This window comes from Bradyrhizobium ottawaense, from assembly GCF_002278135.3.
In the GTDB taxonomy this organism is placed as follows: domain Bacteria; phylum Pseudomonadota; class Alphaproteobacteria; order Rhizobiales; family Xanthobacteraceae; genus Bradyrhizobium; species Bradyrhizobium ottawaense.
In genome coordinates, this window is the sequence record NZ_CP029425.2 from 1655339 (window position 1) to 1681872 (window position 26534).

Annotated in this window: 22 protein-coding genes and 1 tRNA gene; 8 read left to right on the forward strand and 15 right to left on the reverse strand. The window is 64.4% G+C overall.

Going from position 1 to position 26534, the window contains the following annotated elements:
- Positions 1–115: 115 nt before the first annotated feature.
- Positions 116–3577, reverse strand: a complete 3462-nt coding sequence (locus CIT37_RS07925; protein WP_095424841.1) for a sensor histidine kinase — start codon at positions 3575–3577, stop codon at positions 116–118.
- A gap of 581 nt (positions 3578–4158) precedes the next feature.
- Between CIT37_RS07925 and CIT37_RS07930 the strand changes: the two genes are divergently transcribed.
- The 4 genes from CIT37_RS07930 to tenA all read left to right on the forward strand — a co-directional run bounded on the left by CIT37_RS07930 (position 4159) and on the right by tenA (position 6829).
- Entirely contained in the window at positions 4159–4593 is a 435-nt protein-coding gene (locus CIT37_RS07930) for a phasin (RefSeq protein WP_028140510.1), read from the forward strand.
- A 426-nt stretch (positions 4594–5019) separates the two neighbouring features.
- Positions 5020–5096, forward strand: a tRNA-His gene (locus tag CIT37_RS07935).
- Between the two features lie 178 nt (positions 5097–5274).
- Positions 5275–5712: a hypothetical protein gene (locus tag CIT37_RS07940; RefSeq protein WP_028140509.1), complete on the forward strand. Its 438-nt coding sequence runs from the start codon at positions 5275–5277 to the stop codon at positions 5710–5712.
- 433 nt (positions 5713–6145) lie between these two features.
- Positions 6146–6829: a thiaminase II gene (gene tenA, locus CIT37_RS07945; RefSeq protein WP_028140508.1), complete on the forward strand. Its 684-nt coding sequence runs from the start codon at positions 6146–6148 to the stop codon at positions 6827–6829.
- A 35-nt stretch (positions 6830–6864) separates the two neighbouring features.
- Here tenA and CIT37_RS07950 read toward each other — a convergent pair whose 3' ends face one another.
- A complete protein-coding gene (locus tag CIT37_RS07950) occupies positions 6865–7269 on the reverse strand; it encodes a nuclear transport factor 2 family protein (RefSeq protein WP_028140507.1) in 405 nt (134 codons plus the stop codon).
- A gap of 84 nt (positions 7270–7353) precedes the next feature.
- On the reverse strand, positions 7354–8292 hold the full coding sequence (locus tag CIT37_RS07955; protein WP_028140506.1) for an AEC family transporter: 939 nt from the start codon (positions 8290–8292) through the stop codon (positions 7354–7356).
- A 310-nt stretch (positions 8293–8602) separates the two neighbouring features.
- On the opposite strand from CIT37_RS07955, the gene CIT37_RS07960 reads away from it, so the two are divergent.
- Positions 8603–9742, forward strand: coding sequence for a helix-turn-helix transcriptional regulator (locus CIT37_RS07960; RefSeq protein WP_095424851.1), 1140 nt, complete (start codon positions 8603–8605; stop codon positions 9740–9742).
- A gap of 280 nt (positions 9743–10022) precedes the next feature.
- Here the strand turns inward: CIT37_RS07960 and CIT37_RS07965 are convergent, their stop codons facing one another.
- The gene (locus CIT37_RS07965) at positions 10023–10943 is read right to left on the reverse strand and encodes an HpcH/HpaI aldolase/citrate lyase family protein (protein WP_095424842.1); all 921 of its coding nucleotides are present in this window, start codon (positions 10941–10943) and stop codon (positions 10023–10025) included.
- A 2-nt stretch (positions 10944–10945) separates the two neighbouring features.
- Positions 10946–12112, reverse strand: a complete 1167-nt coding sequence (locus CIT37_RS07970) for a CaiB/BaiF CoA transferase family protein (RefSeq protein WP_095424843.1) — start codon at positions 12110–12112, stop codon at positions 10946–10948.
- A 428-nt stretch (positions 12113–12540) separates the two neighbouring features.
- Between CIT37_RS07970 and CIT37_RS07975 the strand changes: the two genes are divergently transcribed.
- Both CIT37_RS07975 and CIT37_RS07980 read left to right on the forward strand, forming a co-directional pair.
- The gene (locus CIT37_RS07975; RefSeq protein ID WP_095424844.1) at positions 12541–12882 is read left to right on the forward strand and encodes a hypothetical protein; all 342 of its coding nucleotides are present in this window, start codon (positions 12541–12543) and stop codon (positions 12880–12882) included.
- A gap of 383 nt (positions 12883–13265) precedes the next feature.
- Positions 13266–13943 carry an AAA family ATPase gene (locus CIT37_RS07980; protein ID WP_038948136.1) on the forward strand — a complete coding sequence of 226 codons (678 nt, stop codon included), beginning with the start codon at positions 13266–13268 and terminating at the stop codon, positions 13941–13943.
- 79 nt (positions 13944–14022) lie between these two features.
- Here CIT37_RS07980 and CIT37_RS07985 read toward each other — a convergent pair whose 3' ends face one another.
- The 7 genes from CIT37_RS07985 to trxB all read right to left on the reverse strand — a co-directional run bounded on the left by CIT37_RS07985 (position 14023) and on the right by trxB (position 20132).
- The gene (locus tag CIT37_RS07985; protein ID WP_109866588.1) at positions 14023–14187 is read right to left on the reverse strand and encodes a hypothetical protein; all 165 of its coding nucleotides are present in this window, start codon (positions 14185–14187) and stop codon (positions 14023–14025) included.
- A gap of 133 nt (positions 14188–14320) precedes the next feature.
- Entirely contained in the window at positions 14321–14473 is a 153-nt protein-coding gene (locus CIT37_RS07990) for a hypothetical protein (protein WP_154694126.1), read from the reverse strand.
- Between the two features lie 98 nt (positions 14474–14571).
- Positions 14572–16248: a recombinase family protein gene (locus CIT37_RS07995; RefSeq protein WP_109866589.1), complete on the reverse strand. Its 1677-nt coding sequence runs from the start codon at positions 16246–16248 to the stop codon at positions 14572–14574.
- 140 nt (positions 16249–16388) lie between these two features.
- Positions 16389–16643, reverse strand: coding sequence for a ribbon-helix-helix protein, CopG family (locus CIT37_RS08000; protein WP_223153759.1), 255 nt, complete (start codon positions 16641–16643; stop codon positions 16389–16391).
- A 226-nt stretch (positions 16644–16869) separates the two neighbouring features.
- Complete coding sequence (gene dapA, locus CIT37_RS08005) at positions 16870–17778, reverse strand: 4-hydroxy-tetrahydrodipicolinate synthase (RefSeq protein WP_095426768.1); 909 nt, start codon at positions 17776–17778, stop codon at positions 16870–16872.
- 459 nt (positions 17779–18237) lie between these two features.
- On the reverse strand, positions 18238–19161 hold the full coding sequence (locus CIT37_RS08010) for a LysR family transcriptional regulator (protein WP_026201990.1): 924 nt from the start codon (positions 19159–19161) through the stop codon (positions 18238–18240).
- A gap of 5 nt (positions 19162–19166) precedes the next feature.
- A complete protein-coding gene (trxB, locus tag CIT37_RS08015) occupies positions 19167–20132 on the reverse strand; it encodes a thioredoxin-disulfide reductase (protein ID WP_038971099.1) in 966 nt (321 codons plus the stop codon).
- A gap of 266 nt (positions 20133–20398) precedes the next feature.
- Here trxB and CIT37_RS08020 point away from each other — a divergent pair, with 266 nt between their 5' ends.
- Entirely contained in the window at positions 20399–20878 is a 480-nt protein-coding gene (locus CIT37_RS08020; protein ID WP_026201989.1) for an Lrp/AsnC family transcriptional regulator, read from the forward strand.
- 161 nt (positions 20879–21039) lie between these two features.
- Here the strand turns inward: CIT37_RS08020 and greA are convergent, their stop codons facing one another.
- The 3 genes from greA to CIT37_RS08035 all read right to left on the reverse strand — a co-directional run bounded on the left by greA (position 21040) and on the right by CIT37_RS08035 (position 26512).
- The gene (gene greA / locus CIT37_RS08025; protein ID WP_007596674.1) at positions 21040–21513 is read right to left on the reverse strand and encodes a transcription elongation factor GreA; all 474 of its coding nucleotides are present in this window, start codon (positions 21511–21513) and stop codon (positions 21040–21042) included.
- A gap of 222 nt (positions 21514–21735) precedes the next feature.
- Complete coding sequence (gene carB, locus CIT37_RS08030; protein ID WP_028140499.1) at positions 21736–25200, reverse strand: carbamoyl-phosphate synthase large subunit; 3465 nt, start codon at positions 25198–25200, stop codon at positions 21736–21738.
- A 142-nt stretch (positions 25201–25342) separates the two neighbouring features.
- A complete protein-coding gene (locus CIT37_RS08035; RefSeq protein ID WP_028140498.1) occupies positions 25343–26512 on the reverse strand; it encodes an MFS transporter in 1170 nt (389 codons plus the stop codon).
- Positions 26513–26534: the final 22 nt, after the last annotated feature.

Consider the following 26534-nt stretch of genomic DNA (forward strand, 5'->3'; position numbering starts at 1 on the left):
CGCCGATGCTTCCACATCGTCATGGCCGGGCTTGTCCCGGCCATCCACGTCTTGCCTGCGGTACCTAGAACGTGGATGCCCGGGACAAGCCCGGGCATGACGCCTGTGGCGACGCCTACGCCCCCGCCACCACCGGTGCGAACACCACTTCGATCAGCGTGCCGGAATTCCCCGCGCTCTTGATGTTGAAGCGGGCGCGGTTGGCCTCGACCAGGGCCTTGGTCAGCGACAGGCTTAGCGCCGAATTGTCTGCGGCATCGCCGGGCGGCGGGGTGCGGAACGGCTCCATCGCGGCGGCGACTTCGCGCTCGGACAGGCCATGGCCGGTATCGCGGATGCGCAGCGCAATCTCGCCGCGGTCGGACAGCGCGGTGGAGACGATGACCTGGCCGCCGGCGCTGGCGAGCCGGATCGAGTTCGAGATCAGATTCATGGTGATCTGCCGCATCGCGCGCGCGTCCGCCGTGACCTGCGGCAGCGCATGCGCGAGCGAGGTGCGGATGATGATGCGCTCGCGATTGGCCTGCGGCTGCATCACGGTCACGCAGGCTTCGACGAGGTCGTTGAGGCTGAGGTTGGCGAAGTTGAGATCGAGCTTGCCGGTCTCGATCCGCGACAGCTCCAGGAGGTCGTCGATGATCGCGATGACGCGCTCGCCGGAGGCGCGGATGTCCTTCATGTATTCGCCGTAGCGCTCGTTGCCGAGCGTGCCGAAGCGTTCGGAGATCATCACCTCGGCAAAGCCGATGATGGCGTTGAGCGGCGTGCGGATCTCGTGGCTGATCCGCGCCAGCATGTCGGCCTTGGCGTTAGCCGCGCTGTGGACGAGGTGGCGGGCCTGCGTCAGCTCGCTCTCGCCCCTCTTGCTCTGCGAGAGATCGCGGAACACGGCGAAGAAGTTCGGGCCGTCCGGCCGCGTGCGGCCCATGATCATCGCGAGCGGAATGACGCCGCCCTTCTTCTCGCGTCCGAGCACCTCGCGGCCGTGGTCGAGCAGGCTCGAAATGTCCTGGCTCTTGAGGCTTTCGAGATAGTCGGTGACGATCTGGCGGCTCTCCGGCGCGAACAGCGTCGCCAGATTCTGCTCGAGCAGGTCGGCGCCGTCATAGCCGAACAGCGCTTCGGCGCTGCGGTTGCAGGCGTGGATGTTGCCTTCGGCATCGAACATGACGATGCCCTCGGCGGTGGTGTCGAGGATCGCGGCGAGATCCTCGGCATCGGCATCGCCGGCCGCGGAGTCCAGCTCGGGCGCGTAGGGGAAGGATTCGGCGACAACAGATTCAGTGACGATCGTCTGTGCGATCACGGGCGCCGCGACGCTGGGCGCCGCCTGCGGCAGCGCGCAGATGAGCGCATGTGCGCTCTCGCCGTCCCAATCGATCGTGTGCAGATGCGCCTCGGTGGTCGCAAGCGGTGCTTCGCCGTTCGCGAGCGTCGCGCTGATCGTGATAGGCGTGCCGGCTTGCGAGGTGCTGCTGGCCGAGGACACGCCGGGCTCGACATAGAGCGCATCGAGCCCGCCGGCATTCTCCAGCGCGTTGATGCCGGCATAGCCCATGCGCGCGAGGAAGGCGGGGTTGGCATAGAGCAGGCGGTCGAGCCGGTAGATCAGGATGCCCGTCGGCAACAGGTCGAGCAGGGTGCGGTCGCGCGCGCTGGCGCCGCGCGCCGGCGGCGCGGGCTCGGTCAGCCATTCGGCCGGCGCGTGGGGCGGTTCGGGCTCCGGCGCCGGCGGCTCTATGGTGGTCTCCGCCACAGGCTCGGAAGCTTCTGCCGCGATCGTCTCGCGCTCGCGTTCGAGGCGCTCGGACAATTGCCGGGCGAGCTCATTGAACGCGCTGTTCTCGACCGGCGTCAGCGTCGGCGATCTCTGATCACTGGGTGATCTGACATCGCCGTGCGGGCGGAACGGCACGACATTCGGAGGGGTTTCGACTGGCGTTTCCACTGAAATGTCCGGATCGGTTGGGTGTGAATTCGCGTCGCTGGTGGGCTCTAGCAGTTCAGGTTCGGGTGTTGGCTCGGGCTCGGCTGCGGGCGGCTCGATCGGCGGAGGCGGCGCCTCCGCGAGCGGCTCGGCCTCGGGCGCGACCAGTTCGGCAGACGGGCCGTGCTGCGCCGGCGGTTCGGTCACCGTCTCGAAGCGCCTGAGTGCTTCCAGGCGGTTGAGGCCGTCGAGATCGCGGCAGACGCCAAAGCCCTTGAAGCCGGCAAAGTTGCGCGACTGGTCGTAGACCGGCAGGCCCGCGAGCTCGACCGGCAGATGCTCGCCGCCGTCAGCCGGCCAGTTCACTGTGATCCCGGCCCAGGTGTCGTGGCTTGCAAGCGCCTCTGCGACGCGGCCATCAGGATCGAGCGAGAATTGCTCGGCGATCTCGCGCCAAAGGCGGCCGAAGCCGGCGGCGGTGCGCGCGCCGATCAGGCGGATGAATTCGTCGGAGAGAAGCACAAAGCGGCCCTCTGCATCCATCTGCCAGAGGAAGCGTAGCGGATGCTGACGCGGTGCGGGCGATTCTTGGCCCGACGATTCCCGGCCAGACGATTCCTGGCCCGACGGCGGCTCGACCATGGCTGATGTGATCGGCGCAGCCTGCGGCGACACGATGGCTTGATGCGGGTTTTCAACCGGAGTCTTTGGCGCGATGCCGGCGGTCTGGTCCGGCGTTTCGCGAGCTGGTTCTCGAACAGGCTCTTCGGCCGCGTCCTCAATTCTTGCCGAGTCCTGCGGTTCAGGCGCGATCGTCTCGGTTGCCGTGGGCGCCTCGATCGGCTCGGCGAACGCATCGAACAACGAGATCCCGGCCGATCCGTCCAGCGCCGGTGGCGGCTCGCTCGGCATGGCCGCGGCCTGCGGCGCAGATTCAACCGGCGTCTCGTTTGCGGCTTCCGCCGTGCTCTCTTGCACGGCCGTTGCGGGCGCAGCTTGGGTGGCCGGCTCGATCAGCGCGATCAGGCCGACATCGGCCCCTAGGCCGACCCGTTGCAGCACCATCTGGCCGATGCCGATCGGCGTTTCGACGCGGCCCTCGCGCAGCGCATCGTTGCGCGCCTGTTCGAGGCCGGCCTCGCCGAGATCGCGGAAGCCGAGCAGGGAGCGGGCGGCCTCGCTGGCGCCGACGAACAGGCCGTCGGGCGCGAACGCCGCCATCGGCATCTTCGCGTCTTCGACCAGGCGATGCAGCCGCTCGACCAGCGGCATGGCGCGCAAGGTCGGGTCCATCGCGGTGACGAGCACCGCGTGTCCGCCATCGGCAAAGTCGAGCCGGGCGCAGGCGCAGGTCATCAGCGTGCCGAACCGGGCGCCGAAGCCGCGCAGACGTTCGAGCCGCACAGCGCCATTCGCGGGCAGGTGCCGGGCAAGCCGGGCAACCTGGCGGCGATGGGGGTCGGCCGGGCCGAACATTTTGTCCGCAAGCGCCGCGCCGTTCGCCGCGCCGAACAGCTTTGCGCCGACCGGATTGGCCCACAGCACGCGCGTCCCGTCGATCGACCACAGCCATGTCGCTAGCTGCGAGGTCGCATGCACGGCCAGCCGGGGATCGCCCACACCTCGCAACTGGAAATCCGAACTCGTCATCCGACCGGCTGTGTCTCACGCTTGAAGCTGACGGCTGCCGGGAATGACAGCCTTAAGAAAGGGTTAGTATCGCCCGCGCCCGCGGGCAGGTCCACGGCCCCGGTCCCCGGCGGCGGCCCTAAGCCGCGATAACCTTAATCAGCCCGAACCCGCAAGCCGCCGCCCGGTTCATCCAAGGGATTCGGGGCGAGGCGCTCTCCGCCGTCATTCCGGGGCGCGCTCAGCGCGAACCCGGAATCCATCGGGCCGCAGAGACGGTGGTGGAATGGATTCCGGGCTCGCGCTGAGCGCGCCCCGGAATGACAGCGGGCTAGCCCGACCCACCCCGCCTCAACCCCCGGTTCCCCCATACCGGAACCTCATCCTAACCTAGATTAATTTCGCAGCGCACCCTGTTGGCGCATTGCGCTGCACAATGTTGACACGATAGGCAGCCATAATGCTGAGCGCTGGGCGAGCCATCTCTTTGTTTCGCGTTTCCAGTCTTTCGTACCCGCTCAATGTGTGACGGCCCAGACCGGGGGCCGGCGGGCGCGCCAGAAGGCTCACTCCATTTTTTTCAATTAGCGTGAGGGACAACCATGACAGGTGCGACTGATCCGTTTTCTGCCTCGATCATTCCGTTCGAGGTCCCCGAGCAGATGCGTGCGTTCGCCGAAAAGGGCGTGTCGCAGGCCCGCGAAAACTACGCCAAGTTCAAGGACGTGGCCGAGAGCCACAACGGCACCGTCGAGGCCGTGTTCACCTCGGCCAGCAAGGGCGCGAGCGAATACACCGCCAAGCTGGTGGAGTTCATGAAGGCCAACACCAGCGCCCAGCTGGACTTCGCCCAGCAGCTGTTCGGCCTGAAGTCGCCGGCGGAAGCGCTGGAGCTGTGGACCGGCCACACCCGCACCCAGCTCGAGACCCTCCAGTCCCAGGCCAAGGAGCTGGTCGAGCTCACCCAGCGCGTCGCCGCCGAGACCGCCGAGCCGATCAAGGCCAGCGCCTCGAAGTTCTACAAGCCCGCCGCCTGAGCGGTGAGGCAGGTTTGAACTGGCGAAACCCGGGCCAAGCGCCCGGGTTTTTCTTTGCCTCTCCCGCTTGCGGGTATGCTGGTAGCCACGAAGGTCGTCATGCCCGGGCTTGTCCCGGGCATCCACGTTCTCAGTGCCGCGCGCAAAGGCGTGGATGGCCGGGCCAAGCCCGGCCATGACGATGTGGGAGCCTGAGCGCCTAAAGCTTCAGCGTCACACGCGGTGCCCTGCTCGAGCGGACGGCGGGCAGCGTAACCCCTCGATGCCCGCCATCAAGCCCGATTTCGTCGCATCGACGGCGATTTCAGCTGGTTTTTCGCCCCATTGCGGCCTTGCCAAACCGGGCCGTTGCACCTAGTTTCCGCCCCGTCCAGCCCCCTAGGTCGACGGCCTTTTCAGGTAGCCCCGAGGGCGGCTCGCCAGGATGCAGTTGTAGCTCAGTTGGTTAGAGCGCCTGTCTGTGGAACAGGAGGTCGGTGGTTCGAGCCCACCCAACTGTACCAGCGCCTCCACGTCAGCCATCCAGCTTGTCGAACGGTCTGAGATCAGCAGCTCTCCTGAAGCCAAGTCACTTTAATCAAAGATTGAACGTGCATGCGTCTCAACCGGCTTCTCGGATTGGGACTGAGCGCTCTATCGTCTTCGCATTGGGCCGAGGCTCGTTGGTCGTCGGGGTGGTGCATGATTGGTGGAGCTTCGGAGAAAGTAGGGGGCGCGAGCCGCCCGGATAGTGTCATTTGGTACGAGCGCCTGGCTGGTGCGGCGCTTGTCACGGGCTTGGGGTCGGCTGCTGCGAATCCCGCCAGCCTCGCCAAGTACTACAGCCTGTATCCAATCGGCTATCCGATCATGTTCCTTTGCTCCATCTTAGGGCAGTCGCTTTGGATTTGGCTGATTGCGCGAAAGCGACAGAATTGGGCTCGCTGGATCAGTCTCGTCATGGTCATTATCGGAATTCCGAGCGTCATCATCGACTTCGACGAACGTTTCCGGCTCAACGCTGTTGCGGCGATCCTCTTTCACATCGGATATCTATTGTTGGTAGTCGCCGTGGTGCTGCTCTTTCGCAGCGACGCCCGCCAGTGGTTCTCGCGCGCGCGTGTCGCGCCAGACGTCTAACGATTGTGTTGCTCTTTCAGTAGCGTCCCTTGCGATATATTTTCAACGTTCCCGGAAAATGAAGTGCCGCGAGTACTGCTCATGCAACGGAGTAAGCACTGGTCGAGCCGCGGCAAAGACGGAAGAACTTTCATTGTCAGTTAAGCGCACTGTCACCGTAATTCGGAGCGATATTTTCATGCATTCGCCGGGCGATAGTTTCCGCCTGAACGCATGGGTGCCGCAGCCGTAACGCAAGCAGGGAATTGCGGTGAGGGTGCACGAAAGACGTTTGCGCGGACAGTGCACCAAACCCTCGACGCGGGGAGTGCCCCATCCGCAACGCTGTTCAAAGCCAATTCTGTCCGCCGTCACCGTAGCTCCTCGTTCCGCAATGCGCTATCGGTAGTGAACCAAAGACGTTCAAGGACCAACAAGCCAGGCAAAAACCATCGTGAGTTTCTTCGAGCGTCTCAAGACAGAAGCATCCGTTGAGTGGCGGGCCTACACCGAACATCCCTTTACGAACGGATTGGCGGACGGCTCGCTCTCTGAAGCTGCGTTTCGTCACTACCTCGTTCAGGATTACCTGTTCCTCATCGAGTTTGCTCGCGCCTACGCGCTCGCGGTCTACAAGTCGCCCAGGCTTGCCGACATGCGTGAAGCAGCGGCCGGCCTGTCGGCCATCCTCGATGTCGAGATGAACCTGCATGTGAAGCTCTGTGCCGATTGGGGCCTATCCCCGGCCGATCTTGAACAGGCCCCTCCGGCGGCCGAGATGCTGGCCTATACACGCTACGTGCTCGACGCTGGAATGCGCGGCGATCTGCTGGCACTCAAGGTGGCGCTTGCCCCCTGCGTGATCGGGTACGCCGAGATCGCAACGCGGCTCGCCTCGCGACCCCATGCGGACGCTGCGACGAACGCCTATCGCGTCTGGATCGCGGAGTACGCCGGCGTGCCGTACCAGGAGGTCGCTGCCAAAGCCCGTGCGCACCTCGACCATCTCGCCGATCTCTACGCCACGCCGGCCCGCGAGGCCGAGCTGACTGCGATCTTCAAGGAAGCCACCCGGCTCGAGGCAGACTTCTGGGAGATGGCCTGGCGCGAGGGCCAGCGTGTTGCCGAGTTACGGTGACAGTGCGCGAAACTCCTACGGAGCTGCATCCCGCCTCACGCAATCATCGCCTTGATCTGCGCCGTGTCCGCAAACTCGATCAGCTCGGCGATTTTGCCATCCTGAAATCTGAACAGGTCCAGGATCTCGGTGCTGAAAGTCTTTCCGCTCGGATTGTATCGAACGAGAACCCGGGAATGGACTGCAACGCGATCCCCGTCGACCAGCTCAGCCAGGATCTCGCGGCTTTCGAAGCCGAAGGTGGCAGTGAACTGAGTGAAAGCCCCGCGCAGGGTCGGGTGCCCCTCCATGCGTCCCGTCAGTTCGAGCGCACCCTTGTCGCCCATCAAGGTGAAGTGGCCGTCGGGATGAAAAGCCGCCACCAGGCCTTCGACGTCGCCGTCGCCGCGCGCGGCGTAGGCGGTCCTGATCAATGCGAGCATGTCTTCGCGCTGTGCCATGTGCCCCTCCCTGAAACACGTATCAGGGCAGCCTAGCGACCTTCGCGTGTAAAGGCAAAATCTTCGAGACGATGCTGCGCGTGCTCAGCGCGCCACCACCCAAACCACCACCGGCAGCGTCGCCGCCGCCAGCAGCGTGCCCAGCGCCACCGCCCCCGACACCGGGTTCACCAGCCGCTGATACTGCACCGCGAAGATGTACGCATTCGCGCCGGTCGGCATTGCCGCGAACAGCACGACGACACCGGCGGCCAGCGGCGGCAGGTCGAGCAGCTTTGCCAGCACGAACGCGGCCGCCGGCATCGCCGCCAGCTTGAGCGCGCACATCACCAAGATGCTCAGCTTCTCGCCCTTCACCTCGAAGCGGAACAGGTTGATGCCGAGGGCGATCAGCGCCGTCGGCGAGCCCGCCTGCGCGAGCAGCTCGATGGTGCGGTCGACGACCGGGGTGAGGCCGAGGCCGGTAAAACGCCAGACCACGCCAAAGCCGATCGCCAGCATCAGCGGGTTGCGGGCGAGGTCCGTGAGCACCGGCCAGATCACCGACAGGGCCGAGCCGGTCCGCTTGCGGTTGACCAGCTCCATCTGCAGGATGCCGCAGAGCCAGAGCAGCGGCGTGTTCACCGACAGGATCAGGGCCATCGGTCCGGCGGCCTCATTACCCAGCGCCGAGAGCGTCAGGGGAATGCCGAGCATCACGATGTTGCCGTAGACCGAGCCGATCGCGAACACGACGCCGTCCTCGCGATCTTCCCGCGGCGCGCGGAGCAGCGCGGAGATCGCGAGCGCCGCGATCCAGATGACGGCCAGCGCGCCGTAATAGGCGCCCCACATCCTGTAGGGGCTGACATCGGGGAATTCCGACACGACGATGGTGCGGAACAGCAGCGCTGGGATCGCGATGCTGAAGGCGAATTCGCTGATGCCCTTGTGCGCGGCCTCGGAGACGAAGCGAAACAGCACCGCGGCATAGCCGGCCGCGATCAGCGCAAACACCGGCGCGACGATCAATAGCGTGGCCATGCGCCGCTACGACCCCAGTCCGATGATCCGGCGTGCCATCCGCCCATTGGCATAGTCGATCATCTTGCCTTCCAGCGTCACCGCCCCTGATGACAGGAGCAGTGCTTGATGACGGTGATAGTCCACAAGAACGCCCGCACCGCAGAGTGCACGTTAGCCGCAAGGCAGACCAAAGACAATTTGTGCACCGCCACCGTAACCGATCTCTCACGTAGAAATCGGGTAGAAGTCCCGGGAAAGCGGCCGGACGGCAATTGCTTGAGGGCAATCTCGTGTAACCTGAATGCATTCTCTGATCGATTTGGATCCCATGCCCCTTGCTGCCGACCGTCTCCTCGCTGCCGTCGAAGCGATCTACGATACAGCAGCGAGCCCATCACTCTGGCCATCCGCTCTTGGCAAGATCGCAGGCTGCTTCGATGACGCCGGCGCGATCCTGCAATGGCGAAGGGACGACGGGGCCTTCGGAGCCATCGCCTCCGAAAGCCTCGCGCCGGCGCTCACCGACTATGGGACGCGTTGGGCGCAGCACGATTTCAAGGCCGAACGTTGCATCTCGGCCGGCCTTTACGTCAGCGGCGAGCCCTTCACCGATCGACACATCGGCCCGATCGACGACGCCTACCTCAACCATCCGTTCAGCAGGGAATTCCTTGCAAGGCACGGTTTGGGCTGGTTCGGATCGATCGGGGTGTCACCCGACCCCCGGATCATCGTGGCTCTCAGCGTGCAGCGAGCCTTCGCCAGGCCGCAGTTCTCCGACGCCGAGCTGGACCTGATAGCGACGCTCGGGCGCCATGCCGAGAAATCGTTGCGGCTGTCGATCAGGCTGCTTGATACCGAACTGGCCAATCTGGGCCTCGGCGACGCCCTCGCGCGGATCGGCATCGGCGTGTTCGCGCTGGACTCGTCGGCGCGTGTGCTGTTCGCCAATCCGGTGGGGGAGAGCCTTCTCGGCGAGGTGTTCGACCTCGTGAACGATCGTCTGCGTGTTCGTATGGTGGCGAGCCGGGCGCCGTTCGAGGCCGCCATGACGCAAACGCTTCGCGCCGAGGCGCGCGATCTGCTGGCCGAGCCGAGACCCATTCTCGTCGAGGCGAGTGCAACAGGCCGGCGTTTCGTCATCTACCTGCTCCCGATCACCGCCGGCGCACTTTCAGACGGCCATTTTCTGACCCGCACGCGAGCGATCGTGCTCGCGATCGAGCAGAAATCTGCCGAGCCTCCGGATCCCGCCATCGTGCGGGACATCCTGGGCTTGACGCTCGGGGAGGCCAGGATCGCCTCGCTGGTGGGCTCGGGCGTTCCGCCGAAACAAGCTGCGGGCCGGCTCGGGATTGCCGAAGACACGGCGCGCAATGTGCTGAAGCGCGTATTTCAGAAGCTCGGCATATCCAGGCAAAGCGAGCTCGCGGCGCTGCTCGGCCGGCTCGTGTTGCGAGGGCCTTGAATCACCGGCCTTGTAGCACCGGTCTTGCATCCTGGTGCACCCACCATATGAGAGTGATTTCGCCGTGGCCATCCTTCGAGACGCCCGCCGTTGGCGGGCTCTCAGGATGAGGACCGAGTGCCCTGCGCTGGTTTCAACGGGTTCGATTGCCGCCTAGCCTCATCCTGAGGAGACCGCGAAGCGGGCGTCTCGAAGGACGAGGCGCTTGCTCCGATGTCCCCGCGAAGCATATGCGATAGCCCTGCTCGAAGGGGGCGTCGGGAATGGCTCGTAAGCGCCGCTACGACCCCAGGGCGATGATCCGGCGCGCCATCCGCACATTGGCGTAGTCAATCATCTTGCCGTCGAGAGTCACCGCGCCCTGGCCTTGCGCCTCCGCCTGCTCCATGGCTTCGACGATCCGCCGCGCCTGGGCCAGCTCCTGGTCCGACGGCATGAACGCGCGCAGCGTCGGTTCGATCTGGTCGGGATGGATGACCTGCTTGCCGTCAAAACCCATCGCCGCGGCCTTTTGCGCAGCGCTTTCGGTGAGCCTGGCATCGCGGAACGCGCCGCAGGGGCCGTCGATGGCGTGAAGGCCGAACGCGCGGGCGGCGACCAGAAGGCGCATCATCGGGTAGGCAAGCAGGTCGAGCGGGGCAGAGGCATAGCCGCTTTGCGCCGATCCGACATGGCGGTAGCCATCCGGCGACACGCCGATGTCGGAGGAGCGGGCGCCGATCGACGCCGCGAAATCGCCGACGCCGAGATGCAGCGCGGCGACGCTGTCGTGACATGCGGCGAGCGTGTCGACATTGACGAGACCGAGCGCAGTCTCGATCAGCAATTCCAGCGCGACCGGCGAAGCGCGATCCGGCGCGGCGGCGCGCAGCTGATCGGCGATCGCAACGATGTCGCCGGCGCGCTCCGCCTTCGGCACGATCACCGCATCCAGCCGGGGAAGCATCGCCAGCGCGCGGATCTCCTGCGCGATGAAGCGGCTGTCGGCGGCGTTGACCCGCACCGTGACGCGCTTGTTGCCCCAGTCGAGCGAGGAGAGGGAGCGAACGGCTTCCTCCAGTGCGAGGCTTTTCTCCGATGGCGGCACCGCGTCTTCGAGATCCATGAAGACCGCGTCCGCAGCCGAGGCCGCTGCCTTGGCGACGAGACGGGAGCGATGCGCGGGGACGGCGAGGTAAGCCCGCGTTGGCCGTTGTGCCATCGTCAAATGTCCTTCGCCAGCCCGAGTTCGCGGAGGATGGCTTGATTGTGCTGCCCCAAATCCGGCACCGGATCCATCCGCGGCTCGACGCCTGGAATGGTGAGCGCGGGCAGGAAGCTCATCACCGGCCCGCACGGCGAGCCGACGCTCTGCACCCGCGAGCGCGCGCGGAGCTGCTCATGCTCCAGAAAGGCCTCGACCGAATTCAGATGCGCGTTGGCGATCGCGGCCTCATCCAGCAGGCGCAGCACCTCCTCGCTGGTCATCGCGGCAAAGCGCTGCTCGATATGCGCCTGCAGATCGTCGCGGTTCTGCATGCGCAGCGGATTGGTGCGGAAGCGCAGGTCGTCGGCGAAGCCGGCGTCGCCGAGCACGATGCGGCACAGCGAGCGCCATTCGCGATCGTTCTGGATGCCGAAGAAGATGGTGTTGCCGTCGCCGACCCGGAACGGGCCGTAAGGCGCGATCGTCGCGTGCCTGGCCCCGGTTCGCGGCAGCGGCCGTCCCGTGCTTTGCGTGTAGAAGGCGGGATAGCTCATCCAGTCCGTGATGGAATCGAATAGCGAGGCCTGAAAGGCGGTGCCCTTGCCGGTCCGCTCGCGACGGTACAGCGCCATCAGCACGCCGTTGAGGATGTACATGCCGGTGGCGATGTCGACCACCGACAGCCCGACCTTGGCCGGCTCCGCCTCGGTGCCGTTGATGGCGAGAACCCCGGCCTCGCACTGGACCAGCAGATCATAGGCCTTCTTGTCGCTGTAGGGGCCGCCAGTGCCGTAGCCCGACACGTCGCAGGCGATGATGCGCGGATGTCTGCGCAACAGCGATGCGGCATCGAGGCCGAGCCGCTCGGCAGCGCCGGGCGCCAGGTTCTGGATGAACACATCGGCCTGCGGCAGCAGGGCGTCGAGCACCTTGCGGCCGTCCTCGCTCTTGATGTCGATGGCGAGGCTTTCCTTGGAGCGGTTGGTCCAGACGAACTGGCTCGACATGCCGTTCATCACGTGGTCGTAGTCCCGGCAGAAATCCCCAGTGCCCGGCCGCTCGATCTTGATCACCCGCGCGCCCCAGTCGGCGAGGTGCCGGCTGGCCAGCGGCGCTGCGATCGCCTGCTCGAGCGAGACCACCGTGACGCCCGACAGCGGCAGATCCGCTTCATTCCCTTCCATTGCGATCGCTTCCTCTCGTGCGCTTTCCGACCAGCGCAGGAGACAGGCCGACCACCCACGCGCATCTTCTTGATGACGACATCATGCCCCCGTTTTGCCCGACGAGTCAAATTCGGCTTCGTTAAATCCTAAGTCGTGAAATGCGTAACGATTGCTGCGACTTGGCTACTGTGCATGGGGTTGTTTTCGCGTTTTTTGTGGGGCGGGGCACTCTTTCCTCGCGCACAGCTGTCATCCCCCGGGCCTCCATGTGGTCGTCATGCCCGGGCTAAACGACATGCCCGGCCATGACGTCGTGGACAGCTAGCGGAAGTCTGCCCCATCCTGTTGCCAAGACCGCACAGGTCCGACCTTTCGCATCTGCCCTCGTTGCCAACGAACCGCCGTTCACCCACTATTCCCTCCGACTCGACATGTTGGGGGGATCGATGCCGGCGTTTCGCTTCAAGACATCCTTGGCTGCTGCAACCCTCGGGATGGCCCTGGCGGTGCTGGTCCAGCCCGGCACCGGCTTCGCCTACACCCCGGAGGAGCAGCAGGCCTGCACGCCGGATGCGATGCGGCTGTGCGGCGAGTTCGTTCCGAACGTCGACGCCATCACCGCCTGCATGATCAAGAAGAAGGCGCAGCTCTCGCCGCAATGCCGGGTGTTCTTCCGGCCCGGACCCGAGCCGGGCGAGGCCCGCGCCGGCAAGCCGACCAACATCGCGCCCAAAACCGCGAAGAAGAGCACCAAGCCGGCGAAGAAGAAAAAGACCAGCGACAGCTGAGCGCGGGACAGCCGCGTTCCTTGTCTGAAACCTTCGTCATGCCCGGCGTCAGCCCTGCGCCAGCGAGCGGACTCCTTTTGTTCGCGCAGGCCGCGCTGATGCCTGCGGCAATTACGAACGCGCGATGGAAAAGAGTCGGATAAGGGTTTGCGCGGGAGGGTTGCATTCCGCCTGGTCCCGCTCGGCTGCTCAAAGAACGCACAGATGCTCGCGCGGGCGGCGTTTCGTTGCAGTTGGTCTCTCGTCCTGCGACGCAGTGTGACTCAAAAGCCAACACGCCTTGTTATTTCGTGGCGGTAACGCAACCCCAGATAAATTTTTCTTTCACGAATCAGCGCGGTGATTCATTTTCGCGGCCTAGGGTCAATCTGGAGGCCGAAGGTATGAACGTTATTGTTTTTGCATCGCGTAAAGGCGGCTCGGGCAAGAGTACCCTAGCCGCGCATCTCGCCGCGCAGATCAAGGCGAGCAAGCAGGTCATGCTCGTGGACGCGGACCCGCAGGGCTCGCTCACGCTGTGGCACAAGCTGCGTGGCACCAACGAACCGCCGATCAAGGCGGCCGTGAACTCCGTCAGCGGCATCGTCTCCGCTGCCAGGCGCGACGGTTATGAATGGGTGTTGATCGACACGCCGCCGAACCTCTCGGCCGTGGTCGACGACGCGATCAAAAATGCGACGATGGTGGTCATTCCGGCGCGTCCCGGCGTGTTCGACGTCAACGCGGTGCAGGAAACCATCCAGATGTGCCGCGCCGCGCGCAAGCCCTATGCGGTCGTGCTCAACGGTGCACCGGCCAAGCGCGACGAAGCCGAAAGCCCGATCGTCACCATCGCCCGCGAAGCGCTGGCCAAATTCCGGGCTCCGGTGTGGGGCGGCCAGATCACCAACCGTTCGGACCTGCTGATGGCGCTGAGCCACGGCGAGGGCGCGCGGGAATATCAGGCCGAGAGCCGTGCGGCTCAGGAAATCGCAAGGCTGTGGGCGGCGATCGAGCGTTCAGTCAAGGCCATTCGCGGCACGGCGTCGGCGTCCGGCGCAATGCACAAGCAGGCTGCTTAATTCTTTAAATCATTCCCCGGACGAAAAACGCGCGGGAACGTCCGCGCGTTTTGCGTTTTCGGGATCTGCTGAAGGAGAGCTACGCCACCATCAGCATGTAGAACACGATGACCGGCGACATGGTCAGGATCACCGACCAGATGCCGGCGGCCCAGAGAATGTCCTCGGTGGTAAAGCTCTGCTCGGTGGACAGCTTCTCCTGTCCGGCGCCGAAATACGACGCCATCTCATTATGATTATTCATAAACGCCCCCGCGATTTCTTCGCTTATGGGCGTGAACGATACGCGGGATGTTTTAAGATTCCGGCTTGCAAACCGCTGCGCATTTTGAGCGCATTTGTGACGGCCGCTTAACCATCCGCGCGACGTGCCGCCTTCAGGCGAGCCAGATCCGATACAGCAGCACCGGCATCAGGCCGAGCATCACTGCCCAGAACCCGAACGACGAAACGACGAGAATTCCCTGCAAAAGATCGGCCGGCGCGTATTGGCTCGCGGCCGTAGGCCGGGTGCGATGTCCCATGGTCATTCCCCCTCTGGAAGTTCCTGGAGAGCAACGATAGGGACGGATGGGTAAACGAGCGGTGGATGCGCCATGCGGCGGGCGCGAAGGCCGTTGGGGTGATGTTAACCACGGGCGGCGCTCTGGTTCCCTGAACGCAAAAGATAACTTTGCGGTGGGGGAGCGGTCACGGAGCTATTGGCGGCGCCGGGCGCCTTTCCACCGGGAGGGGTGGGTGGGAGGGGGATGGAGTGGCGGATGACGATCTTGTCGTCGCCAACGAGGACTTCCTTCACGAGAAGGCGCAGCACGCGTTGGCGTTCGATTATATCGAGCGCGCCGACGGACGAGCGGAGGCGCTCGAGGAAGCTAGTCACGGATTCAGCGAGACGCAGACAAACCTCCTGCTCCTGCGATTGGTCTTCGATCGCCTGCAGCGCCGACAAGCAAGCCTGTTCGCGGCTACGCAAATCGGGCATGCGACTGCGCAGCTCTTCAAGTGAGAGAAGGCTCTCTTGATAGGCCGTGAGGAGACGCTCGATGCTTTTCCGGGAACGCGCAAGATCGCGGCGAAGCGTTTCCTCCCGGCGCTGTGTGGGATCGGAGTTGCGCGCCGCCTTGAGCCGGCGCTCAAGTTCGTCTTCGATGAGCTGTCGGTCTTCAAGTAAACGCGCGATCTCTTTCCATACCACCTCGTCCAGCAAATCCTGGCGCGTCGGGCGACTGTCGCAGACCGGCCCGCCGAGCCGGCGCCAGCCATCCGAGCCCAAGCAGCGGTAGTAATGGATGGTTCGAGCGCTCGACCTGGTCGAGGTGCGATAGAGCCCATAGCCGCATTTGGCGCAGCTCAACAATCCTTGCAGGGCGCTCGGCGTGATCGTGCGTCGCGGGGCATGCTTCTTGTTGGCTTCCAAAAGCTCGTTCGCCAATGCGAAGGTCTCTTCGCTGATGATGGTCGGCACAGGGATTTCGATCCACTCTGTGCGAGGAAGCTCATGATTTGCGCTATTGCGAGGAGCGACGCCGCCGCGCAATCGCAACGGCCGCGTCACACGCATGCGCGGCGCGATCCGCGTCTTGCCAAAGCAGGCCGTTCCTTTATACGCGGGATTGCGCAGCATCGCCCAGACCGTCGAGCGCTCCCAGCGGCCTGTTTCTTTGGCTGTCGGAATCTGGCGCTCATTGAGCAGGCGCGTGATGGCGCCGATGCTGTGGCTTTTTGCGGTGTAAAGCTCGTAGACCCAGCGCACGATACCGGCCTGTCGCTCGTCGATCTCATAATAGGCGGCAGAGTGATCGGTCTTGCGCTTGTAGCGATAGCCAAACGGAGCGCCGGAAAGCACGCTCACTTGGCCTTGAAGGGCGCGATGGCGCTTCCCTCGCCGCGACCGTTCCAGGATTTGCGCGCGTTCATATTCGGCGATCATGCCCTGAAACTGCAGCAGCAGCTCGTCTTCCGGCGTCGCTGCCCGTCTCGAGCGAATGAACAAGACTTCGACGCCGGCGCGCGCGAACTCTTCGATAAGAAGGATTTGATGCGCATAGCGCCGGCTCAGCCGATCGGGAGCGTAGACGAGCACGGCTTGGATCCGCCCTTCTGCGGCGAGGTCGCGCAGTCGTTCAAGTCCGGGGCGCAACAAGCTCGCGCCGCTATAGCCGTCGTCTTCGATCACCCATTCCGCCGGCACGTCGCAGTTCTGCTCGCGCGCGAAAGCGATCAGCGCGCTCGTCTGACTGGCGATCGTGTTCTCCTCCTTCTGTTTGTCCGACGACACTCTGGCGTAAATCGCGGCGGTCTTCATCTTCGCCTCCCGTCACATCGGCGCCAGCGCGCGCGAAGCGCACCTGATCTGGAACGAGAATTTCGTAAACCTGTTCAAGTTTGACGGCGACGAGGCGATCGAACGCAAATTCGAGTCGAACGTCGCGTTTTTTTCGCCGCTCAGCCATCTTCGCGGACAGACGCGAGATAAGCGGCCACCGCTCGGCGCATCACCTCGCTTGCCGAAAGCCTGGAAGCCGTCGCATGCGTCTGGAGTTTTTGGGCAAGATCGGCCGGCATCTTCAGGGAGAGCGTCACTGATGGCTGCGGCGCGGGAAGGAGCCGCTCCCTGCTTTTGGCCACTTCGAGATAGCGATAGGCCTGCCGCAGCGACAAGCCGCTTTCGCGCGACAGCACCAAGGCCGCCTCCGCCATGCCGATTTTCTTCGCGAGCAAGCGTCGCGCCGCCCTCAGCCGCTCGGCTTTCTGCGCTTGCGTCGATCGAATCATATGACATAACGGTATTACCTTTTGCGTCTCAAATCAACAACGGCTCTATCACGCCAGCCGACGATGACGCGTTCAAAGCGGAAGTTATCTTTTGCGTTCAGGGAGCCCTTACCCTCCCCTGGAGGGGCCCTCCAGGGGAGGGTAAACGATACTACGCCGCGACCTTCGTCCGTCGCTCGATCTCGCGATCGATCGCGGCGGCGAGCTCGCTGCTCACTTCCACCATCGGCAGGCGTACTTCGGGGCTGTCGATCAGGCCGCACCGCCACAGCCAATACTTTGCCGGCGCCGGGCTCGGCTCGGTGAACAGCAGCTGCGTCAGATCGGCGACCTCGTGCCAGCGCGCCAGAGCCACGTCGTGGTTGCCGCGCTTCGCTTCCGCATACACCGCCGCAAACGTCGCGGTCTCGACATGGGCGGACAGCACGATGCCGCCGTCGGCGCCGTCGACGAGCGCCTCGAAATAGTTGGCGTCCTCGCCGGTGAGCACACGAAAATCCTTCGGACGGTCGCGCAGCAGCGCGATCGATTGCTCGCGGCTCGCGCCGCAATCCTTCAAGCCTACGATGTTCGGATGCTCAGCGAGCCGCAGCATGGTCTGGTTGGTGATGTTCACCGAGGTGCGATAGGGAATGTTGTAGAGCGCAATCGGCCAGGCGGCGTGATCGGCGAGCGTCTCGAAATGCGCCAAGAGGCCGCGCTGCGAGGGGCGCACATAGTAAGGGCTTGCGATCAGATAACCGTCGATCGGCCAGTCCGCGGTCTCGTCGAGACGGTCCTTCAGCCGCGCGGTGTCCGCGCCTGACAGTCCGAGGCAGATCGGCAAGGTGCGCCGGCCCGCCGCCATCTCGTCGCGCACGATGGCGACGAGGCGTTCGAGCTCGGCCTCGCGCAACGTCATGCCTTCACCGGAGGTCGCCCCCAGGATGAAGCCGTCGATGCCTTGCGCGCTGTAATGTCGCGTCAGCCGCCGCAGCGATCGCTCGTCGAGCGCGCCGCCCTGAAACGGCGTCACCAGCGGCAGCCACAGCCCGTGCAAATGATCTTCAAGTCCGGTCATGTTTCCATCTCCTTCTCGGGAAACCTGAGACGGAGGGCACATGAAAAAACCCCGTCCAGGCGGCGGGGTTTTCGGGATTGCAGCGATGACGAAGCCGGTCTAGCGCGCGCAAAACTCCGAGGTCCCCAAATGGGGGCCTTTTTTCGAGGCGATCGCCTTCGACGAGATTGCGCACGACTTCGTGATCATCTGCAAATGATGCGGGGTATGCCTGGAACTGTCAATACACGCGGAAGGCGAAAGCCGATTTGACCGAAAAAAAGCCGGGCTCGAATGAGCCCGGCTTAAGGTATTGGCCACGTGAGGCCGACACAATCACCTTCCAAGAGGGATTACTGAACTCCCGCGCCACTGGAGGAGGGGGACAAATGCGCAACGCGAAGGCTCAGCGTGCAAGCAGTATGAGCTTGACGAGCGCCCTGCAGCAACAGCCGAGGCCGCATGTCAGTCATGCGGAAATCAGGAAGGCCAGCGCTGCGCCTTGCTCACCACGAAGTCGCGGAACACCTGCACGCGCGCGACCGTCTTCAACTCCTCGGGATAGACAAAGTACGTATCGAGCTGGATCGAATCCGACTCGCCGAACAGCTGCACGAGTTTGCTCTGTTCCTCGACGAGGTAGTCGGGCAGCGCCGCGATGCCGAGGCCCTGCTGACAGGCGCGCACCAAGCCGAGGATGTTGTTGACCCTGAAATAGGCTTCGCGCGGACCCGAGCCGTTGCGGCCCGCTTCGACCAGCCAGTTGCGGTTCTGCAGATGCGGCGCGAAGTTGCCGTCCGAGAGCGTGATGATGCGGTGGGAGTCGAGCTCCTCCAGCGTGCGCGGCGTGCCGAAGCGCTTGATGTATTCCGGCGAGCAGTAGGCGTGGAAGCCCATCGCGAACAGCTTGCGCTGGATGAGATCCGGCTGCGTCGGCTTGCGGGTGCGGATCGCGACGTCGGCCTCGCGCATCGACAGGTCGAGCTCCTCGTCGGTGACGATCAGCGAGATCCGGATTTCCGGATAGAGCGCGGTGAACTCGCCGAGCCGCGGGATCAGCCAGTTGATGCCGACGCCGGGGGTGGTGGTGATCTTGAGGTCGCCGCTCGGCCGCTCGCGGCTGTCGGTCAGCTTGGCGCGCGCCGCCTGGAGCTGCATGAACACGTCATGCGCGGTGCGGAACAGCAAATCGCCCTGCTCGGTCAGGATCAGGCCGCGGGCATGGCGGTGGAACAGCGAGACCGAAAGCTCCTGCTCCAGCGCCGAGACCTGGCGCGACACCGCCGATTGCGACAGGCCGAGCTGCTCGCCCGCATGCGTGAAGCTGCCAGCTTCCGCCGCTGCGTGAAACACCTTCAGCTTGTCCCAGTCCATATCTGTAAATCCGTCGCGTGTTCGGGGCATGATCTTTATTCCGCTGCCGCGCGCTCGCTGGCGCGCAGGGCCAAGAAACGTTCGGCTTCGAGAGCTGCCATGCAGCCGAGGCCGGCGGCCGTGACGGCCTGGCGATAGGTTTCGTCGGCGACGTCGCCGGCGGCGAACAAGCCGGGCACCGATGTCGCCGTCGAGTTCGGGGCGACCTCGACATAGCCCGACGGTTTGAGCTTGATCTGGTCTTTCACGAGCTCGGTCGCCGGCGCGTGGCCGATGGCGATGAAGACACCGTCGGTCTTCACGTCCGTCAGCGCGCCGGACTTGACGTTCTTCAGGCGCACATGGGTGACCTTGTTCGGGTTCTCGGTGCCGCAGATCTCGTCGACGGCGCTGTCCCAGATCACCTTGATCTTGGGGTGCTTGAACAGACGTTCCTGCAGGATGCGCTCGGCGCGGAAGTGGTCGCGGCGATGCACGATGGTGACCTGCGAGGCATGGTTGGTGAGGTACAGAGCTTCCTCGACCGCGGTATTGCCGCCGCCGACCACCACGACCTCCTTGTTGCGGTAGAAGAAGCCGTCGCAGGTGGCGCATGCCGACACGCCGCCGCCCTGGAACTTTACTTCGGACGGCAACCCGAGCCAGCGCGCTTGCGCGCCGGTGGCGAGGATCACGGCGTCGGCGAGATAGACGTCGCCGGAGTCGCAGGTGAGGCGGAACGGCCGCTGCGAGCTGTCGAGCTTGATCACAAGGTCGGAGACGATCTTGGTGCCGACATGGACCGCCTGCTTCTCCATCTGCTCCATCAGCCAGGGGCCCTGGATCACGTCGGCGAAGCCCGGATAGTTCTCGACGTCGGTGGTGATGGTGAGCTGGCCACCCGGCTGGATGCCCTGAATCAGGATCGGCTCGAGCATCGCGCGCGCGGCGTAGATCGCCGCCGTGTAGCCGGCGGGGCCGGAGCCGATAATGACGACCTTTGCATGGACAGGGGCGGACATATTGACGGACGCCTTTCACGGGGGATTCACAGCGCGGGAGCGGAACGTGCCGGGAGGCCTCGCGGAGGCGCTGAAATATCAGAGCTAATCTAAGCCTTCTGGTGAGCTATGCAAGAATTGCATTGCCTATCGGCGGATTTTTCCAACAAGGAACAAAAGTCGATTGCGGTGCACGCGCAATAAAATTGCGCTAGCCGCGCGGACTGGGCTATGAGGATTGCGGCAAACCCACCAATACAGCCGCAAAGGCCAGGAGTTCCAATCAAGTGTCGCGGAACCTAGACGACATCGACCTGAAAATTCTCTCCGAGATTCAGGCTGACGGTCGAATCACGAATGTCGAGCTGGCCAAGCGGGTCGGCATCTCGCCGCCGCCCTGCCTGCGTCGCGTCCGGGCGCTGGAGGAGGAGGGCTATATCCACGGCTATCGCGGCCTGCTGGACGCCCGCAAGCTCGGCTTCGACGTCACCGTATTTGCCGCCGTGCACCTGTCCAGCCAGGCCGAGGCGGACTTACGCGCCTTCGAGGAGTTCGTCCGCGCCGAGCCCCTGGTGCGGGAGTGCTGGATGCTGTCGGGCGAGGTCGATTTCATCCTCAAATGCGTCGCCCCCGACATGGCGACCTTCCAGGATTTCGTCACGCATCTGACCGCCGCGCCCCACGTGCGCAATGTGCGGACATCGCTGGTGCTGCATAATTCGAAATACGAGGCGGCGGTGCCGCTGGACGTGAAGGGGAGGCGGTAGCCGCTCCAAGGTCCTGCCAGTCCCGTCATCCTGAGGTGCGGGCTGCGCTCGCAACGACGAGGGGTGAGAAAGCGTGCTCCACCCACACAAGCAACACGCCGAAACAAAAAGGCCGCGCGATGCGCGGCCTTTTGAAACGTCTCAGCGCGGGCGGCAAATTCTTACCGCCATTCCACCTTGGTAATTTCATACGCCTTGGCGCCGCCGGGTGCGTTGACCTCGACGGTCGAACCCTTCTTCTTGCCGATCAGCGCGCGGGCGAGCGGCGAGGTGATGGAGATGCGGCCCTTCTTGGCGTCGGCCTCGACCTCGCCGACGATCTGCCACACCGTCTTCTTCTCGGTGTCCTCGTCGACCAAGGTCACGGTGGCGCCGAACTTGATGGTATCGCCGGACAGTTTCGAGATGTCGATGATGTCGGCGCGCGCGAGCTTGTCCTCGAGCTCGGCGATGCGGCCTTCATTGTGGGACTGCTCTTCCTTCGCGGCATGATATTCCGCGTTCTCCGACAGGTCTCCGTGCGAGCGCGCCTCCGCGATGTGCTCGATGATGCGCGGACGGTCCTCGGACTGGCGCTTCTTCAATTCTTCCCCGAGCGCGGCAAAGCCGCCCGCTGTCATCGGAACCTTTTCCATCTCTTCTCTCGTCCTTCGGCTCCGCGTCCCCACAACAGCGGGCGCGGCAACCTTGATTCGTCGGTATTCCCGGCCCTGAACACGCGGCCACCGGAACGTTATGTGGGCTGGCGCCGGAACAGAACAACCACCATGGCCGGACAGTTCCTCCGGCCATTGTGGCTTCATTGCCAATCACTTAACGGATGGCTTAACCCTTAAGGCTCGGCCGTCCGCTCGCGATCAGGTTTCCGAAAAGTAGCTCTGCAGGGTACGAACCTCAAGGTCCCCGCCGAGATAGGCGCGGATGCCCTGCGCGGCCGCCACGGCCCCGGAAAGAGTGGTGTAATACGGCACTTTATGCAAGAGGGCCGCGCGCCGCAGCGAACGGCTGTCGGCGAGCGCCTGCGGGCCTTCGGTGGTGTTGAAGACGAGCTGGACGTCGCCATTGGTAATGGCGTCGACGATGTGCGGCCGGCCCTCCAGCACCTTGTTCACCTTCTCGGTCGGGATGCCCTGGTCGGTCAGGAAGCGCTGGGTGCCCGAGGTCGCCAGCACCTTGAAGCCGAGCGAATGCAGTTCGCGGACCGCCTCGGCGATGCGCGTCTTGTCGCTCTCGCGCACCGAGACGAAGACCGTGCCCTTGCGCGGTACTCGCGTGCCGCCGCCGAGCTGGCTCTTGGCGAAGGCGACCTCGAAATTGCGGTCGATGCCCATGACCTCGCCGGTCGAGCGCATCTCGGGGCCGAGCACCGTGTCGACGCCGGGGAAGCGCGCGAACGGGAATACCGATTCCTTGACGCCGACGTGCTTGAGCTTTGCCTTCTTCAGCTTGAAATCGGCGAGCTTCTCGCCCGCCATGATGCGCGCCGCGATCTTCGCGACCGGCGTGCCGACGACCTTGGCAACGAAGGGCACGGTGCGCGAGGCGCGCGGATTGACCTCGAGCACGTAGATCTCGCCGTCCTTGATGGCGTATTGCACGTTCATCAGGCCGACGACGTCGAGGCCGAGCGCGAGCTCGCGGGTCTGCCGCTCCAGCTCCTCGATCATCTCAGGCTCGAGCGAATGCGCCGGTAGCGAGCAGGCGCTGTCGCCGGAATGGATGCCGGCTTCCTCGATGTGCTCCATGATGCCGACGATGAAGGTGTCCTTGCCGTCGCAGAGGCAGTCGACGTCGATCTCGATTGCGTCCGAGAGATAGCGGTCGAACAGCAGCGGGTTCTTGCCGAGCACGGTGTTGATCTGCCCGGTCTTGTCGTTCGGATAGCGTGCCTTGACGTCGGCCGGCACCAGCTCCGGCAGTGTGCCGAGCAGATAATCGTTGAGCTGGTTCTCCTCGCGGATGATCTGCATCGCGCGGCCGCCGAGCACGTAGGACGGGCGCACCACAAGCGGCAGGCCGAGATCGGCGGAGACGAGCCTTGCCTGCTCGACCGAATAGGCGATGCCGTTCTTCGGCTGCTTGAGACGGAGCTTGTCGAGCACGCGCTTGAAACGGTCGCGGTCTTCCGCAAGGTCGATGGCATCAGGCGAGGTGCCGAGGATCGGCACTTCGGCGGCTTCCAGGGCGCGCGCGAGCTTCAGCGGGGTCTGGCCGCCGAACTGCACGATCACGCCGTGCAGCGTGCCATTCGTGCGCTCCTTGGCGATGATCTCCAGCACGTCCTCGGCAGTGAGCGGCTCGAAATAGAGCCGGTCGGCGGTGTCGTAGTCGGTCGACACCGTCTCCGGGTTGCAGTTGACCATGATGGATTCGTAGCCGGCATCGTGCAGCGCGAAGCAGGCGTGACAGCAGCAATAGTCGAACTCGATGCCCTGGCCGATGCGGTTCGGTCCGCCGCCGAGAATGATGACCTTCTTCTTGTCGGATGGCGTGCTCTCGTCCGCCGGTGCGCCGGCGAACAACGCCTCATAGGTCGAATACATATAGGCGGTCGGCGAGGCGAATTCGGCCGCGCAGGTGTCGATGCGCTTGTACACCGGGCGAACGTCGAGCGCGTGGCGCTTCGCGGTGACCTCGGCTTCCGTCGTCTCGGCAAGCACCGCCAGCCGCGCATCGGAGAAGCCCATGGCCTTGAGCGTGCGCATGCCGAAGGCATTGCCCGGCAGGCCGTTCTTGCGGACCTTCTCCTCCATGTCGACGATGCCGCGCATCTCGCTGAGGAACCACGGGTCGATCTTGCAGGAGTTGAAGATCTCCTCGTTCGACCAGCCGAGCCGCATCGCCTGGGCGACCTGGAGCAGCCGGTTCGGCGTCGGCGTGCCGAGCGCGGCGCGGATCGCATTCTTGTCGTCGTCGCGGCCGAGACCTTCGATCTCGATCTCGTCGAGGCCGGTCAGTCCGGTCTCGAGCCCGCGCAGCGCCTTCTGGAGGCTTTCCTGGAAGGTGCGGCCGATCGCCATGACTTCGCCGACCGACTTCATCGACGTGGTCAGCGTGGTGGAGGCGCCGGGGAATTTCTCGAAGGCGAAGCGCGGCACCTTGGTGACGACATAGTCGATGGTCGGCTCGAACGAGGCCGGCGTGGCGCCGCCGGTGATGTCGTTGGCGATCTCGTCGAGCGTGTAGCCGACCGCGAGCTTGGCTGCGACCTTGGCGATCGGAAAGCCGGTGGCCTTCGAAGCCAGAGCGGAGGAGCGCGACACGCGCGGGTTCATCTCGATAACGACCATGCGGCCGTCCTCGGGATTGACGCCGAACTGCACGTTGGAGCCGCCGGTCTCGACGCCGATCTCGCGCAGCACCGCCAGCGAGGCGTCGCGCATGATCTGGTATTCCTTGTCGGTCAGCGTCAGGGCCGGCGCCACCGTGATGGAATCGCCGGTGTGCACGCCCATCGGATCGAGGTTCTCGATCGAGCAGACGATGATGCAATTGTCCTTCTTGTCGCGCACCACCTCCATCTCGTACTCTTTCCAGCCGAGCACGGATTCTTCGATCAGCACTTCGTTGGTGGGAGACGCGTCTAAGCCGCGCTCGATGATGTCGAGGAACTCTTCCTTGTTGTAGGCGATGCCGCCGCCGGTGCCGCCCATGGTGAAGGAGGGGCGGATGATCGCGGGCAGGCCGATCTCGGACAGCGCCATCATGGCCTGGCCCAGCGCATATTCCTGATAGCGCTTGCGGCGGTCGCTTTCGCCCAGCGTCCACTGCCGATCGTGCTCTTCGAGGGCCGCGCCCGAGAGCTTTTCGCGTTCAGCCTGACGCTTGTCGCGGAAGGACTTCTTCAGGGCGGAGGCATTGGCGAGCCGCGACTTCGGCGTCTCGAGACCGATCTTGGTCATGGCCTCGCGGAACAGCTGGCGATCCTCGGCCTTGTCGATCGCGTCGGCGGTGGCGCCGATCATCTCGACGTCGAACTTCTCCAGCGTGCCCTGCTGGCGCAGCGACAGCGCGCAGTTCAGCGCGGTCTGTCCGCCCATGGTCGGCAGCAGGGCGAAGCCGCCGGGAATGACGTGACGTTCTTTCTCGATGATCTTGGCGACGATCTCGGGCGTGATCGGCTCGATATAGGTCGCATCGGCCAATTCCGGATCGGTCATGATGGTGGCCGGGTTGGAATTGACGAGGACGATGCGATAGCCCTCTTCCTTCAGCGTCTTCACCGCCTGGGTGCCCGAATAGTCGAACTCGCAGGCCTGGCCGATCACGATGGGACCTGCGCCGATGATCAGGATGGTGGTGATGTCTGTACGTTTGGGCATCAACTCTCGCCGGACTGGAATTTGGGCACAAAAAAAGGGCGCGCTCCTGCGCGTCCCTTTGGCCGAGAGCGCGGTGGTCTCCCTCGCGCGCGGGTGGGTCTTAGACCAGATTCCGGGGCGGCGAAACCCCGAAAAACGCCCATCAACCGGCAATTTTGACGGGTTTTGGCCTGGCCTGCCAGCCACGGGCGAGATGCACCAGAAGTGAGGCCGCAACGCTCATTCCACCGATCCAGCCGAGGTCGTTCGGCGAGAGGGTGGCCAGCACCGCCCCGCCCAATGCCCCGCCGATGGCGAAGCCGAGATACATGGCGGAGGCGTTGAGCGAGAGCGCGATCATCGAGGCCTGCGGCTCGATCCGGATGATGCTGGAGACCTGGGCCGGGTAGAATGCCCAGCCCGAGATGCCCCAGAGGAAGATCGTGCCCAGCACCGCATAGTGCGCCTGGCCCGGCATCAGCTTCAGGACCACCGAGTGAAGGATCAGCGCAGCTGCCATGCCGGCGAGGCCGAGGCCCACGGTGGCGAGCGTACCGAGCCGGTCGGCAAGTAAGCCGCCGAACATGTTCCCGATCGCGGCCGCGCCGCCAAACACCAGCAATGCAAGGCTGATTTGCGACGCATCGAAGCCGAGGCCGCGCAGCGGAACCGCGAAATAGGTGAACACGGTGAAGCCGCCGAGCGCCCATAGGATCGTGATCACAAGCGCGACCAGGACATTGCTGTGACGCGCCACCGCCAGCCGTTCGCCGAGCGAGGCCGTGTTGCGCGGCAGGCCGCGGGGCAGGCCGAGCAGCAGACCGGCGAGCGCGACGGTGCCTATCATGGCGACCATCGCAAAGGTCGCGCGCCAGCCGAGGAGGCTGCCGACGAGGTTGCCGAGGGGAACGCCAATGACAGTCGCGACCGTCAGGCCCGACGTGACCAGCGCCACCGCTCGGCCGCGCCGTTCGGGCGAGGCGACCGCCACGGACACCGCGAGCGCCGTCGGCATGCAAAGCCCGGAGCCCAACGCCATCAGCATCCGCGAAGCCAGCAGCAGGGCGTAGCTGGAAGCCACCATCGCGGCGAGATTTCCGGCGATGAAAGTCGCCAGCGCCAGGGCCAGCACGGTTCGGCGGTCGATATTGTTCAGCGCGACGGCCAGGATCGGCGAGCCCACGGCATAGGTGAGGGCGTAGGCCGTGACCAATTGGCCGGCGGCGGAGACCGAAATCTGCAAATCGGCAGCGATGCCGGGCAAAAGACCCGCGATGACAAAGCCTTCGGTGCCGATCGCAAAGGCCGCCAGGGCCAGCCAGAATACGCTCATTGGACGATATCCCTATGTTCAA